General features: G+C 50.9%; 14 protein-coding genes. 13 read left to right on the top strand and 1 reads right to left on the bottom strand.

Annotated features, from left to right (window positions below; genetic code table 11):
• Positions 1-39: 39 nt before the first annotated feature.
• Positions 40-600 (top strand): ADP compounds hydrolase NudE, encoded by a 561-nt coding sequence (nudE, locus tag GBAG_RS18875; RefSeq protein WP_034499176.1) that lies wholly within the window; start codon positions 40-42, stop codon positions 598-600.
• Between the two features lie 47 nt (positions 601-647).
• Here the strand turns inward: nudE and mrcA are convergent, their stop codons facing one another.
• Entirely contained in the window at positions 648-3,200 is a 2,553-nt protein-coding gene (mrcA, locus tag GBAG_RS18870; protein ID WP_034499139.1) for a peptidoglycan glycosyltransferase/peptidoglycan DD-transpeptidase MrcA, read from the bottom strand.
• A 119-nt stretch (positions 3,201-3,319) separates the two neighbouring features.
• On the opposite strand from mrcA, the gene GBAG_RS18865 reads away from it, so the two are divergent.
• The 12 genes from GBAG_RS18865 (at position 3,320) to trpS (ending at position 13,414) form a co-directional block, all read left to right on the top strand.
• Positions 3,320-4,144 (top strand): type IV pilus biogenesis protein PilM, encoded by an 825-nt coding sequence (locus tag GBAG_RS18865; RefSeq protein WP_034499137.1) that lies wholly within the window; start codon positions 3,320-3,322, stop codon positions 4,142-4,144.
• Positions 4,141-4,695 (top strand): PilN domain-containing protein, encoded by a 555-nt coding sequence (locus GBAG_RS18860; protein ID WP_034499135.1) that lies wholly within the window; start codon positions 4,141-4,143, stop codon positions 4,693-4,695. The genes GBAG_RS18865 and GBAG_RS18860 overlap by 4 nt, the downstream gene beginning before the upstream one ends.
• Positions 4,679-5,146, top strand: coding sequence for a HofO family protein (locus tag GBAG_RS21860; protein WP_051873754.1), 468 nt, complete (start codon positions 4,679-4,681; stop codon positions 5,144-5,146). Before GBAG_RS18860 ends, GBAG_RS21860 begins: the two co-directional genes overlap by 17 nt.
• Positions 5,136-5,522 (top strand): HofP DNA utilization family protein, encoded by a 387-nt coding sequence (locus GBAG_RS18850; protein WP_034499133.1) that lies wholly within the window; start codon positions 5,136-5,138, stop codon positions 5,520-5,522. The genes GBAG_RS21860 and GBAG_RS18850 overlap by 11 nt, the downstream gene beginning before the upstream one ends.
• Positions 5,461-6,708, top strand: a complete 1,248-nt coding sequence (gene pilQ / locus GBAG_RS18845; RefSeq protein ID WP_072011220.1) for a type IV pilus secretin PilQ — start codon at positions 5,461-5,463, stop codon at positions 6,706-6,708. The genes GBAG_RS18850 and pilQ overlap by 62 nt, the downstream gene beginning before the upstream one ends.
• Before the next feature lie 318 nt (positions 6,709-7,026).
• Positions 7,027-7,548, top strand: coding sequence for a shikimate kinase AroK (aroK, locus tag GBAG_RS18840; protein ID WP_034460280.1), 522 nt, complete (start codon positions 7,027-7,029; stop codon positions 7,546-7,548).
• Positions 7,549-7,608: 60 nt separating this feature from the next.
• A complete protein-coding gene (gene aroB, locus GBAG_RS18835) occupies positions 7,609-8,697 on the top strand; it encodes a 3-dehydroquinate synthase (RefSeq protein ID WP_034499131.1) in 1,089 nt (362 codons plus the stop codon).
• Between the two features lie 97 nt (positions 8,698-8,794).
• Positions 8,795-10,105, top strand: coding sequence for a cell division protein DamX (damX, locus tag GBAG_RS18830; RefSeq protein WP_034499130.1), 1,311 nt, complete (start codon positions 8,795-8,797; stop codon positions 10,103-10,105).
• Between the two features lie 64 nt (positions 10,106-10,169).
• Positions 10,170-10,988 (top strand): adenine-specific DNA-methyltransferase, encoded by an 819-nt coding sequence (dam, locus tag GBAG_RS18825; protein ID WP_034499128.1) that lies wholly within the window; start codon positions 10,170-10,172, stop codon positions 10,986-10,988.
• Between the two features lie 45 nt (positions 10,989-11,033).
• On the top strand, positions 11,034-11,711 hold the full coding sequence (gene rpe / locus GBAG_RS18820; RefSeq protein WP_034499126.1) for a ribulose-phosphate 3-epimerase: 678 nt from the start codon (positions 11,034-11,036) through the stop codon (positions 11,709-11,711).
• Positions 11,704-12,417, top strand: coding sequence for a phosphoglycolate phosphatase (locus tag GBAG_RS18815; protein ID WP_034499125.1), 714 nt, complete (start codon positions 11,704-11,706; stop codon positions 12,415-12,417). The genes rpe and GBAG_RS18815 overlap by 8 nt, the downstream gene beginning before the upstream one ends.
• Complete coding sequence (gene trpS, locus GBAG_RS18810; protein WP_034499123.1) at positions 12,410-13,414, top strand: tryptophan--tRNA ligase; 1,005 nt, start codon at positions 12,410-12,412, stop codon at positions 13,412-13,414. Before GBAG_RS18815 ends, trpS begins: the two co-directional genes overlap by 8 nt.
• Positions 13,415-13,426 lie beyond the last annotated feature (12 nt).

Raw genomic sequence — 13,426 nt, 5'->3', positions numbered from 1 at the left:
ACAATGGTGCACCTGCATTTACTGTTAGCCCCGTTCACGATGAGCAAACCATTACAAAAACCGACCATTTTACATGTTGAAACCGTGGCCCGTTCACGGCTGTTTAATGTCGAAACGGTGGATCTGGAATTCAGCAACGGTGTGCGCCGTGTCTACGAGCGCATGCGCCCGTCCGCGCGCGAAGCTGTAATGATAGTCCCTATCGTTGATAATCATTTGATTTTGATTCGCGAATACGCGGTTGGAACGGAATCTTATGAACTCGGTTTTTCTAAAGGATTAATCGATCCGGGCGAGACTGTTTTTGAAGCGGCTAACCGAGAGCTGAAAGAAGAGGTGGGCTTTGGGGCTAATCAGTTAACGTTCCTGAAAAAGCTGACCATGGCACCGTCTTATTTTTCGAGCAAAATGAATATCGTGATTGCGGAAGATCTCTATCCAGAATCTCTGGAAGGCGATGAGCCGGAAGAGTTGCCGCAAGTGCGCTGGCCGCTGGAATCACTGCTCGATTTGCTGAATGAAGAAGATTTTAGCGAGGCGCGAAATGTCAGTGCGCTCTTCCTGGTTCGGGAATGGCTGAAAGAGCAGGGGCGTTTGTAAAACCTTTTTAACTCACCCGCCTCATATGAGGCGGGTGACGTCTCGTTCTAGAACAACTCGTGGCTTTCGCCGTTATCAATTATCGTGGTTCCCACTTCATGCACCGCCTGCTGCGTCGGTTGGGTGCCCTCAATAAAGAACTCAGGACGGCTACTTCCGCCATTCGCCAACTGCCCGGTATAACGGTCAATATTTACCGTGACGATACCTGGCGGTGGAGTTAAGGGTTCTTCTGGTACACCTTCCAGAGCCGCTTTCATGAAATCATCCCACGCGGGTTGAGCACTCTTCGCGCCACCTTCGTAACCTGAGATCTGATCTTTGATGGCGCCTGATGCGGAGGTACGTCCAAGGTCACGGCGATGATCGTCAAAACCAATCCATACCGACGTCACAACACCAGGCCCATAACCTGAGAACCAGGCATCTTTCGAGCTGTTGGTGGTACCGGTTTTGCCACCAATATCATTACGCTTGAGGTCACGGCCAGCACGCCAGCCGGTGCCTTGCCAACCTGGCTCGCCGTAGATATTCGAGTTAAGCGCACTTTTAATCAGGAACGCCAGCGGCGTGTTGATGACATGTGGTGCATACTCCGGCGGGCTGCTTTGGGCAACCAACTCACTGTTAGCTTGTTCAAGCTTCGGCATTGGAACGCTGGCATTCTGTGTTTCCTGAGACTGCGCGACGTCTTCAACATCCTTATTTTCCAGAACATTAGACTTCTGCGTTTCGCCGTAAATCACGGGGATATCACAATCTGCGCAGGCGATTTTCGGTTTCGCTTCAAAGATGGTGCCGCCAATTTCATTCTCAATTTTTGAGATGTAATAAGGGTCAACCAGGAAACCGCCGTTAGCCATGACCGAGTATCCGCGCGCGACCTGCATCGGTGTGAATGATGCTGAACCTAAGGCGAGGGACTCGGTATGCACGATGTTTTGTGCAGGGAAACCAAAGCGTTGCAGGTATTCCGCCGCGTAATCAACACCCATTGCACGCATCGCCCGCACCATCACAACGTTTTTAGACTGGCCAAGGCCCTGGCGTAATCTGATTGGGCCTGCATATTCCGGTGGCGAGTTTTTCGGACGCCAGTCGGAACCTGCACCGGCATCCCAGCGGGAAATCGGCACATCATTGAGCACGCTCGCCAGCGTCAAACCTTTGTCCATGGCTGCGGTATACAGGAACGGTTTGATGTTGGAGCCAACCTGGCGCAATGCTTGTGTCGCGCGGTTAAACTTGCTCTGGTTGAAATCAAAACCACCCACCAGCGCCACAACGGCACCGTCATGCGGGTTAATAGAAACCAGGGCAGAGTTCACGTCCGGGACTTGTCCAAGCCACCAGCTTTCGTCAACTTTGCGCACCCACACTTGCTGACCGGCTTGCACCACGTCCGTCACTTTGCGTGGCGTTGGGCCTTGCGCGGTATCAGAGCGGTACGGTCGTGCCCAGCGCATACCTTCCATATTCAGGGCAACAGCACTGCCATCGGCCAGTAATGCCGTCGCTTCAGTAGGTGACGTCTGGGTAATCACGGCCGGGAATAAAGGACCATAAACGGGCAGGTTCTTTAATGAATCGACAATCTTGGTTTTGTCCCACGGCGTTTCGCCCACTTTCCACAACACATTTGACGGGCCGCGATAACCGTGGCGCATGTCATAAGCCATAACGTTGTTACGAACAGCTTGTTGTGCGGCTTGCTGCGTCTTACGGGTGATGGTGGTGTAAACCTTGTAACCATCTTCGTAAGCCTTCTCTCCGTATTTGGCGACCATATCCTGGCGCACTAATTCAGAAAGATACGGCGCAGAAAACGCGATTTCTGGGGCGTGATAATTCGCGTCGATTGGCTGATTACGCGCTTCGTCATATTGCGCCTGGGTAATGTAGTTTTCGCTCAACATGCGCGAAAGCACCACATTACGGCGGGAAGTCGCTCTATCCATCGAGTAAAGCGGGTTGAATGTTGACGGCGCTTTTGGCAAACCGGCAATCACCGCCATTTCACTGAGTGTCAGTTGATCAACGGACTTACCAAAATAGACTTGTGCTGCGGCACCCACGCCATAAGCGCGATAACCGAGATAAATCTTGTTGAGGTATAACTCGAGGATTTCGTCTTTGGTCAGTAGCTGTTCAATACGAATCGCAAGGAACACTTCCTTAATCTTACGCATCAGCGTGCGTTCAGGGCTTAAGAAGAAGTTACGAGCCAGCTGCTGCGTGATGGTACTTGCACCCTGGGAGGCATGGCCTGAAAACAGAGCCACACTGGCGGCGCGGAAAATCCCGACCGGGTCAACGCCATGGTGTTCGTAGAAACGGCTGTCTTCGGTCGCAATGAACGCTTTCACCATCACTGGCGGAATTTGTTCGAGCGTTACCGGAATACGACGTTTCTCACCGTATTGAGCGATTAGCTCGCCATCAGCGCTATAAACCTGCATTGGAATCTGGAGTCGCACATCTTTAAGCGTGGCGACATCAGGCAATTGCGGCTCAATAAATTTGTAGAGCCCGAAGATCGAGCCTGCTCCCAGCAGAATGCAACACACTGCAAGGATTAATAAATACTTTACGAACTTCACCTTAAATTTCCCATTACGTTTCCATTGGGCAGTTTATAAACAACCGCGCGGTAGTATAAAGGCAAGCCAGTGGCATTGGTATGGCATTTTCCGTAACCGGCGATAAGGAGATCGTAAACATGGTGTTCACAACCTGGCAAATTGGCCTGGATATTCAAAATGAAAGCATTCGTGCTGTGGCGGTACAGCGCCAACGGCAAGGATGGCAGCTTCGGCACTGGTGGCAATTTTCACTGCCCGAAGCCACCTTTCGTGACGGTTTGTTAATTAATACCCAAGCGCTGACTAACGTCTTGTCAGCGTGGCGAAAAGAATTACCGTTGCGCCATCAATTACGCGTCTCTTTTCCTACCCAACGAACGTTGCAACGCCCGGTTCCTATCCCCGATAAACGCCTTAGCGAACCAGCAAGCGAAGCGTATATCGCTTCAGCAACCGCCCGCCAGTTGCAAATGTCCCCAGCCCAATTGTGTTGGGATTATTTAGCGTCACAAGATGTTGCAGACGCGCATGTGATTGTTGCTGCTCGGCAGACAGATGTCGCGTTATTGCTAAAGAGCTTAGCGCAGTTACGGCTCTTCCCCGCAACGTTAACCCCTGGGGCCAGTGCATTGCCGGCGCTCATTACGCCGTGCCATCTGGAGAAATGCCAATATCTTATCCATCGCGAGCACAACCACTGGCTGTGGGCCTCGACAGAGGTGATGCCGCGTTGGGGGTGGGCCGATACGGATGCCGTCCCGACGATTTTAGATTTGTGTCAGCAACTCAACACCGAGCCACAGTTTGTCGCTTTGAGTCATTCTCAGCCTGAACCACTCCTGCCTGGCGCAATGATTATGGATGCGTGGCAAGCGTTGTCACGTTTACAGCCTCCATTACCGCGCCATGGAGGGGCATTTACGGTAGCCATTGGGCTTGCCATCGGCGGGTTGTGCAGATGAAGCCGCTCATTAACCTACTCCCCTGGCGTCAGAGGCAGCGTCAACAAAGCGCTCAACGCTGGGGCGCATGGCTGATGCTGATTTTAATCATCGCCCCGTTACTCGTCGCTTGCGTGAGGCAATTTTCAGCATGGGAAATTAGCCAACAGCAGGTGAATAAAGAGTATCTGGGCAACATGTTGCCCGTGTTAAAAAATATCTACCAGAAGCGGTTGTTAGAGCAGGCACATAATCAAAAACTGCTGCAATTACAGCAAACCCGTGCCCAGCAACAGCGGGCAATTCAGGTCTGGGATGGACGATTAATACAGTTGGCTGACTTTTTACCTCCTGGCGTGTGGTTGTCTGCTTTAACGCTGCAAAAAAATCAGTTCGTTATTAAAGGGCATGCAGGTTTTTTGGACGACGTGCAGGCACTGGAAAAGGAGTTAACTCAGCTTGAGGGTGTTGCCACGGTTCGTACCGGAGCTGTTCAGTATGAAGCGCAGGGCGGGATGAGCTTTGTTTTCACTTTAACGTTGTCCGAGGTGGCGAATGCTCTGGCTAATTGAACGCTGGTTTAGCGGGGGCGTTTGGCTGCGCATCGTTTCAGTTATTGCGATAGGCGCAGTGGTCGCACTCGTGGCGTGGTTATGCCTTATCCGTCCGCAATATTCTTTGTTGGAGCAATTGCAAAAGGGCAATGAGCTAACGAGCCAGCAACTGACAGATGTGCGCCACAAAATAGGCAAACTGACACCGCTCAGTACGCCGCTCAAGCCGTCAAATGCTCCCTTTTTTTCTGTGGCGGAGTTTGTTGGGCAAGCTCACGGGAAACTATTGAAATGGCAGCCAGACGTGAAGCAAGGAACTCTGGAAATGCTGTTGCCATGGGAAAAATTGCCAGAATCGTTTTCCCGCCTCGCTGAGTATCGTGTCGTGGCCGGTCACTCATTCACCATCACGGCGCAAGGGGAATTACTCAAACTTGTTCTGGCAATGGAGTTTGCTGATGAACCGTAGCGTGTGGTTGGGCTTATTCATTGTGATGTCTTGCGCACACGCGATGCCTGCAAACCCTTTTCTGCCGCAGGTTTCTCCTTGTGAAAAATTAACCGCACAACTTGCAGGCTGGGTGTTGCAAGGAGTGATTGGCTCAGCAGTTACAAATACGGCGCTGATGCTGAGCCCTCAAGGAATCTGGCGTCGAATTAAGGTCGATAATGAGCTCGTACCTGGTGTGCGAATTGAAAGTGTGAATGAAGCGGGGGTGTCGGCAAAAATTGCCCCTACCTGCCAGCCCGCAACTTATCGTTGGGAAATAAAAGGAAAAAATCATGCCATGGATACGAGTAATGTTGCTGGCGCTGCTACTGCCATTCACAAGCCGGGCCGATAAAGGTGTTTCTCTGATACTGGACAGCGCGCCGGTCGCGCAAGTTTTACAGGCGTTGGCTGAGCACCAAAATATCAATCTCCTCATTGCGCCGGGTGTTGAAGGGATGTTGTCGCTTAATTTAATCAACGTGCCCTGGAAGCAGGCATTTCAACTCGTGCTGAATACTGCGGAATTGAGCCAGCAGCGAGACGGGAATGTCATTCAGGTGATGCCAAAAGCCCGGCAACGCGAACAGCAAGCGCAGGCTTTAGAATTACGCAAGCAACAAGTGCTTGAGCAGCCTATGCTTTATCAGGTCTTTGCTCCCCATCATGCAGATGTTGAGGATCTCTGGGCAGCATTAAAATCATCGGGGAATAAGATCCTGAGTCCGCAAGGCAACATCACGGTTGATAAGCGAACGAACCGTCTTATTGTCAGAGACAACAAGACGGTACTGAAGCAGGTCGCAGACTGGATGAGCGAAATGGACTTACCGATAGGGCAAGTCGAAATCGAAGCCCATATCGTCACTATTAATCAGGACAAGCTTCGTGAACTGGGCGTGAAGTGGTCTACGGCAGAGCAAACGGGTGACAGCAAGCTCTACCAGCCGACGGGAATCTCGGCGGATCTTTCAGTGAGCAATGCATCTACAAAAGTCGGGTTTAATATTGCCCGCATTGACGGGCGTTTGCTGGAACTTGAGTTATCAGCTCTGGAACAGCAACAGCAATTAGAAATCATCGCCAGCCCGCGTTTGATGGCGGCTCATCAACAACCCGCGAGCATCAAACAAGGCACTGAAATTCCCTATCAGGTTTCCAGTGGAGAAAGCGGGGCGACGTCCATAGAGTTTAAAGAAGCTGTTCTGGGGATGGAAGTGACGCCCACAATTCAGCCCCATGGAAACATTCGCTTAAAATTGCGCATCAGCCAAAACATGCCGGGGAGAAGTATTCAGCAAGCGGATGGCGAAGTGCTGGCGATAGATAAACAGGAGATAGAAACGGTGGTCGCGGTGAAAAATGGTGAAACCCTCGCACTGGGTGGGATTTTCCAGCAACATAACAAAGACAGCAGCGATAGTGTTCCCATTCTCGGCTCAATACCGTTGGTGGGTAGCCTGTTTCGCCACGACGCAAAAAATCATCAGCGCCGCGAATTAGTTGTCTTTATTACGCCCAGACTTATCCCGATTCCGTAGTGTTTTCTTTCATCAGCGCTGAGTTTTTCTTTGAAACGATGCCCAGGTGTTTGACGGCAGAGAGGAATTAGCTTACAAGGTGTACCGTTTCGAGAGCCCAGACGCTCAAGTTTGTGACAGATAACCCTGATTTATGCATTTTCTCCTTCACGAGAACGCTGGGGAATATAATCGGTTGCCAAACCACCTTGAGTATTGAGATAATTTTCAGTCTGACTCTCGCACTATCGCTTATGAGGTTTCAGTTCATGTCCCGCTGCACCTGGTTTTAACAGGGCGGGTTTATCATCAACGAATTGTCTTAGTAGTACCGAAAAAATGGCAGAGAAACGCAATATCTTTCTGGTTGGGCCTATGGGTGCCGGCAAAAGCACTATTGGGCGTCAGTTAGCTCAGCAACTCAATATGGAATTTTTCGATTCTGATCAAGAGATTGAGAAACGTACCGGAGCTGATGTGGGCTGGGTATTCGACGTTGAAGGCGAAGACGGCTTCCGCGATCGCGAAGAAAAAATCATCAACGAACTCACTGAAAAACAGGGCATTGTGCTGGCAACTGGCGGCGGCTCTGTGAAGTCTCGTGAGACCCGTAACCGTCTCTCCGCCCGTGGAGTTGTGGTGTATCTTGAAACCACAATTGAAAAACAGCTTGCCCGTACTCAGCGTGATAAAAAGCGCCCATTACTGCAAGTTGAGACTCCACCGCGTGAAGTTCTTGAAGCCTTAGCTCAAGAACGCAATCCTCTTTATGAAGAGATTGCTGATGTGACGATTCGCACTGACGACCAAAGTGCCAAAGTGGTTGCTAACCAGATTATTAATATGTTGGAAAGCAACTGATTCTGGCTTAATCGATAAAAACGCCTGCGGGCTAAGCAACATCAAGGTGGACTTCGCGTTATGGAGAGGTTAACAGTCACTCTCGGGGAACGTAGTTACCCTATCACCATTGCTGCTGGGTTATTTAGTGACTCGGCATCTTTTGGGCCGCTGAAAGCTGGCGACCAAACGATGCTGGTGACCAATGAAACCCTGGCGCCGCTCTACCTGGATAAGGTGCGTGGCGTGCTTGAGCAGGCGGGCGTTAAAGTCGATTCCGTCATCCTTCCGGATGGCGAACAATTTAAAAGCCTCGCTGTATTAGACACGGTCTTTACTGCGTTGCTTGAAAAGCCACATGGTCGTGATACGACACTTATAGCCCTTGGTGGCGGTGTCGTTGGAGACCTGACGGGCTTTGCTGCGGCGAGCTATCAACGTGGCGTTCGTTTTATTCAAGTTCCAACCACATTGCTTTCGCAAGTGGATTCTTCTGTCGGCGGAAAAACAGCAGTTAACCACCCCCTTGGTAAAAATATGATTGGCGCGTTCTATCAACCGGCATCGGTGGTGGTAGATCTCGACTGTCTGAATACTTTACCGGCGCGGGAGTTAGCATCTGGCCTGGCAGAGGTGATTAAGTACGGAATTATTCTCGACGGTGAATTCTTCAACTGGCTTGAGGAAAACCTGGATGCCTTGCTGGCGCTTGATGGTGAAGCTATGGCCTGGTGTATCCGCCGTTGTTGTGAGCTTAAAGCCGATGTTGTTGCCGCCGACGAGCGCGAAAGCGGCTTACGTGCTTTACTGAATTTGGGCCACACCTTTGGTCACGCTATAGAAGCTGAAATGGGTTACGGCAATTGGCTGCATGGTGAAGCTGTTGCCGCAGGTATGGTAATGGCAGCACGAACAGCTCAGCGTCTTGGAAACTTTAGCGAAGCCGATGTACAGCGAATCATTAAGTTGCTGCAACGCGCTGGGCTGCCAGTCACCGGGCCGAAAGAAATGTCAGCCGACGCGTATATGCCCCACATGATGCGTGACAAGAAAGTTTTGGCTGGTGAGCTGCGCTTAGTGCTGCCACTGGCAATCGGGAAGAGTGAAATGCGTGGCGGAGTGCCACACGATGTCGTTTTGTCCGCCATTGCTGATTGTCAGCAGGCTTAATTATTAGAAATTTCGGTCGCTGTTGTCAGGCGATTTTTAACTTCGGGTGATGTGCTGAGTTTGAATCGCTGGCATAAGCCTTTGAGTGGGGTGTTAAATGGATGAGTTTAAACCGGAAGACGAACTGAAACCCGATCCAAGCGATCGCCGTTCAGGTCGTACCCGCAGAGCTGATGAGCGTGAAAGTGAACCGCAAATCAATGTCGATGATGTTGAGTTAGATGCCGACGAACCTCGTCCAGCGCGTTCACGCCGTACTCGTGATGAAGAAGAGTATGAGAGCGATGATAACCTGCAAGTTGACGCAGAAGAACGTCGCCCGGCGCGCGCCCGTAAGAAATCCGCTAAGCCTAAAGTTCCGGTATCCCGCCAGCATCTGATGATGGGCATTGGCATTCTTGTGCTATTGCTGTTGATCATTGGAATTGGTTCGGCGCTTAAAGCCCCATCTACCGACACCGAAACTGTAAATCAGCAGCCGGGTGCGGAGAAAAACATTGATTTATCTGGCTCCAGTGGCAGCCCAGCCGATCAAGCTAACGGTGCACAGCCACAACCCGGTAACACCGCTGCGACTAATCAGACAGAAAATGCTGGTAACCCGCAAGAAGTGACGCTTCCAGCCATTTCTTCAACACCCACTGAAGCACAGACTCAGCCTGCACCTCAGGGCCAGCAGCGTGTGGAAGTCCCGGGCGACTTGAATAATGCACTGACGCAACAATCTGGTCAGATTGATAACGCAGTGAACAGCTCGACATTACCAACGGCCCCAGCGACCGTTGCAGCAGTAGCTGGCAGCAATGGTGCGACTACAGCGCCACGTCCTGTTGCGAAATCAGAGCCTGTGAAGCAAGCCGCACCTCGTCAGGAGCGCAAAACTGCAGTCATCGAGCCGCAACACAAAGCTCAGCCTGCTAAACAACCTGCCGTGAAAGCAGAACCAAAACCGGTTGCGACAGCTAAACGTAGCGAGCCTGTTGCTGCTCCAGCACCAACTGCGACCGCACCAGCGAAAGCTCCGGTTACTGCAACTGCGCCGAAAGCAACCGAAACCGCAGCCGCTCCTGCGCCCAAAGCCGCTGCCGCCGCACCAGTGACAGCAGCAACAGGTGCCGTAGCCGGTGATGCTGGCGCAATCAAAGGCGCGCCGGGTAGCCATTACACTTTGCAGCTTAGCTCTTCTTCAAACTCAGCAAATTTGAATGCCTGGGCGAAGAAAGAGAATCTGCAACACTATATGGTTTACCAGACGGTGCGAAATGGCCAGCCATGGTATGTTTTGGTTAGCGGTATCTATGCCAACAAAGATGAGGCAAAACGTGCCGTTGCAACATTGCCAGCTGATGTTCAGGCCAAGAACCCATGGGCAAAACCTATCCATCAGGTTCAGTCTGATCTGAAGTGATGAACAAGCGCAGCCGCTGTTGGAACCTTTCCACAGCAGGAAAAGGTGTAAATAGTTAGGCAGCATGAAAAAAAATCGCGCTTTTCTTAAGTGGGCGGGGGGGAAATACCCCCTGCTCGAAGACATTAAAAAGTATCTGCCGAAAGGTGATTGTCTGATTGAGCCGTTCGTCGGTGCCGGCTCAGTCTTTCTGAATACTGATTACTCCCGCTATATCCTCGCAGATATCAATAGCGATCTGATTAACCTCTATAACATCGTCAAAACTCGCACAGATGAGTACGTTCAGGAGTCCCGAAAACTTTTTACTGCTGAACAAAACGACGAGCAGTCGTTTTATCTCAATCGTGCCGAGTTTAACCAGTGCAAAGATGAGTTTCGTCGTGCGCTGCTGTTTTTATATCTGAACCGCCATTGTTACAACGGCCTGTGTCGTTATAACCTACGTGGTGAATTCAATGTCCCGTTTGGCCGCTACATCAAACCCTACTTCCCTGAAGAAGAGTTGTATCATTTTGCCGAACGAGCACAAAACGCGACATTCCTTTGCCAGTCGTACGATGTCAGCATGTCGGATGTGAGTGCCGGGTCAGTTGTCTATTGCGACCCGCCGTATGCGCCTTTGTCTGCAACGGCTAATTTTACTGCATACCACACCGATAGCTTTAACATGGTGCAACAGCAACATCTGGCGAAGCTTGCGGAAAACCTGCGGGGAAATCGCATTCCCGTATTGATTTCCAATCACGATACTGAACTCACTCGGTTGTGGTATCACCAGGCAAAACTGCATGTTGTACAAGTGCGTCGCAGTATTAGCCGAAATGGTGGAGCACGAAACAAGGTGGACGAACTGCTGGCGCTGTATAAAGTCGGTGCCTGAGACGTTTCGTCCGCAGTCGTTTTTGATTTGCAATTGGAGAAGCGGATGAAACAGTTTTTGATTGCCCCCTCAATCCTCTCAGCCGATTTTGCCCGCCTGGGTGAAGATACGGCTGCGGTGCTGGCTGCTGGTGCGGATGTCGTCCATTTCGATGTTATGGATAACCATTATGTACCGAATCTCACTATCGGCCCGATGGTGTTAAAGTCGCTGCGTGATTACGGTATTACTGCTCCTGTTGATGTGCATCTGATGGTGAAACCCGTTGACCGTATCATTCCGGATTTCGCCGCCGCAGGTGCCAATATCATCACCTTCCACCCGGAAGCGTCAGAACACGTTGACCGTTCCCTGCAACTCATCAAAGAACACGGCTGTAAAGCCGGTCTGGTATTCAACCCGGCAACCTCTCTGAGTTGGCTTGATCACGTGATGGATAAACTGGATGTCATTTTGCTGATGTCTGTGAACCCAGGTTTTGGCGGTCAGTCATTTATTCCTCATACGCTGGAAAAACTGCGTCAGGTGCGTGAACGCATCGATGCTTCCGGCTATGACATTCGCCTGGAAGTTGACGGTGGCGTGAAGGTCGACAACATTGCTGAAATTGCCGCAGCAGGCGCAGATATGTTTGTTGCGGGTTCTGCAATTTTCAACCAGCCAAATTACAAAGCCGTTATTGACAGTATGCGCAGCGAGTTGGCAAAGGTAAGTCATGAATAAGTTAAATAAAATTCGCGGTATCGCCTTCGATTTAGACGGTACGCTGGTAGACACTGCACTGGGCCTGACACAAGCAATGGACCAGGCGCTGTATGCGCTGGAATTGCCGACCGCCGGTGAAGATAAGGTTGAGAAGTGGATTGGTAATGGGGCTGATGTTCTGGTTCAGCGTGCGCTGACCTGGGCATTAAAAGGCGAAGAGCCTGAAGCCGACAAATGCCGTATCGCGCGTAAACTGTTTGATACCTTCTATGCTCAAACGGCGGAAGAGGGCAGTTTCCTGTTCCCTGAAGTGGCTACCACATTGGCGGCACTGAAGGAAAAAGGCTTGCCGATGGGGCTGGTGACGAATAAGCCGACGCCATTTGTCTTACCGATGCTGGAAAAGTTAGGCATTGCGCATTACTTCAGCGTCATTATTGGCGGCGACGATGTGGAAAACAAAAAGCCACATCCAGAAGCACTGCATAAAGTGATGGAGCAGTTGAACCTCGGCGCGGATGAGCTGTTGTTTGTCGGTGATTCTCGCAACGATATTCTGGCGGCTCAAGCTGCCGGATGCTGCTCAATTGGCCTGACTTACGGTTACAACTACGGTGAGTCTATCGAGCTGAGCAAACCGGATTACGTGTTTGACCACTTCAACGATTTACTGCCCGCATTAGGGCTATCTAGCAAAGAACATCAGGAATCAGAACATGAGTAAACCCATTGTCTTTAGTGGCGCACAGCCATCAGGTGAATTGACCATTGGTAACTACATGGGTGCGCTGCGTCAGTGGGTCCATATGCAAGATGATTACGACTGCATTTACTGCATCGTCGATCAGCATGCGATTACCGCGCGTCAGGATGCGACACAACTACGCAGCCGTACTCTCGATACGCTGGCGTTGTATCTGGCTTGCGGTATCGACCCGGCTAAAAGCACTATCTTTGTACAGTCTCATGTGCCAGAACATGCGCAATTGGGCTGGGTACTGAACTGCTACACCTATTTCGGTGAGCTGAGCCGTATGACTCAGTTTAAAGACAAGTCTTCCCGTTATGCGGAAAACATTAACGCCGGTCTTTTCGATTACCCGGTACTGATGGCCGCAGATATTTTGCTGTACCAGACCAATCTGGTGCCGGTCGGCGAAGATCAGAAACAGCACCTGGAACTGAGTCGCGATATCGCTTCACGTTTCAACGCGCTATACGGTGATGTGTTCAAAGTGCCTGAGCCGTTTATTCCGAAATCCGGTGCTCGTGTGATGTCTCTGCTTGAACCGACCAAGAAAATGTCTAAATCAGACGATAACCGTAATAACGTTATTGGCCTGCTGGAAGACCCGAAAGCCGTCGTGAAGAAAATCAAACGCGCAGTAACCGACTCCGACGAGCCGCCTGTTGTGCGCTACGATACCGCCAGCAAAGCGGGCGTCTCCAACATGTTGGATATTCTTTCCGGTGTGACGGGTAAATCCATTACTGAGCTTGAGCAGCACTTCGAAGGCAAAATGTATGGCCACCTGAAAGGTGAAGTTGCTGAAGCGGTTTCTGGCATGCTCACTGAATTGCAGGAACGTTTCCACCGTTTCCGTAATGACGAAGCCTATTTGCAGCAAGTGATGAAAGATGGCTCCGATAAAGCCCGCGCACACGCCAGTGCTACGCTGAAGAAAGTCTATGAAGTGATTGGCTTTGTGGCACAGCCTTAATATTTAACACAA

Origin of the sequence: Buttiauxella agrestis ATCC 33320 (genome assembly GCF_000735355.1) — a bacterium.
Classification (GTDB): domain Bacteria; phylum Pseudomonadota; class Gammaproteobacteria; order Enterobacterales; family Enterobacteriaceae; genus Buttiauxella; species Buttiauxella agrestis.
The sequence above is the reverse complement of the archived record's forward strand: the minus strand, read 5'-3'. Positions and strand labels throughout refer to the sequence as shown.

What these genes read in the sequence shown, in the direction of transcription:
- nudE (WP_034499176.1), top strand. Translation starts at nt 40, where the DNA reads ATGAGCAAACCATTACAAAAACCGACCATTTTACATGTTGAAACCGTG.
- GBAG_RS18865 (WP_034499137.1), top strand. Translation starts at nt 3,320, where the DNA reads ATGGTGTTCACAACCTGGCAAATTGGCCTGGATATTCAAAATGAAAGC.
- GBAG_RS18860 (WP_034499135.1), top strand. Translation starts at nt 4,141, where the DNA reads ATGAAGCCGCTCATTAACCTACTCCCCTGGCGTCAGAGGCAGCGTCAA.
- GBAG_RS21860 (WP_051873754.1), top strand. Translation starts at nt 4,679, where the DNA reads ATGCTCTGGCTAATTGAACGCTGGTTTAGCGGGGGCGTTTGGCTGCGC.
- GBAG_RS18850 (WP_034499133.1), top strand. Translation starts at nt 5,136, where the DNA reads ATGAACCGTAGCGTGTGGTTGGGCTTATTCATTGTGATGTCTTGCGCA.
- pilQ (WP_072011220.1), top strand. Translation starts at nt 5,461, where the DNA reads ATGCCATGGATACGAGTAATGTTGCTGGCGCTGCTACTGCCATTCACA.
- aroK (WP_034460280.1), top strand. Translation starts at nt 7,027, where the DNA reads ATGGCAGAGAAACGCAATATCTTTCTGGTTGGGCCTATGGGTGCCGGC.
- aroB (WP_034499131.1), top strand. Translation starts at nt 7,609, where the DNA reads ATGGAGAGGTTAACAGTCACTCTCGGGGAACGTAGTTACCCTATCACC.
- damX (WP_034499130.1), top strand. Translation starts at nt 8,795, where the DNA reads ATGGATGAGTTTAAACCGGAAGACGAACTGAAACCCGATCCAAGCGAT.
- dam (WP_034499128.1), top strand. Translation starts at nt 10,170, where the DNA reads ATGAAAAAAAATCGCGCTTTTCTTAAGTGGGCGGGGGGGAAATACCCC.
- rpe (WP_034499126.1), top strand. Translation starts at nt 11,034, where the DNA reads ATGAAACAGTTTTTGATTGCCCCCTCAATCCTCTCAGCCGATTTTGCC.
- GBAG_RS18815 (WP_034499125.1), top strand. Translation starts at nt 11,704, where the DNA reads ATGAATAAGTTAAATAAAATTCGCGGTATCGCCTTCGATTTAGACGGT.
- trpS (WP_034499123.1), top strand. Translation starts at nt 12,410, where the DNA reads ATGAGTAAACCCATTGTCTTTAGTGGCGCACAGCCATCAGGTGAATTG.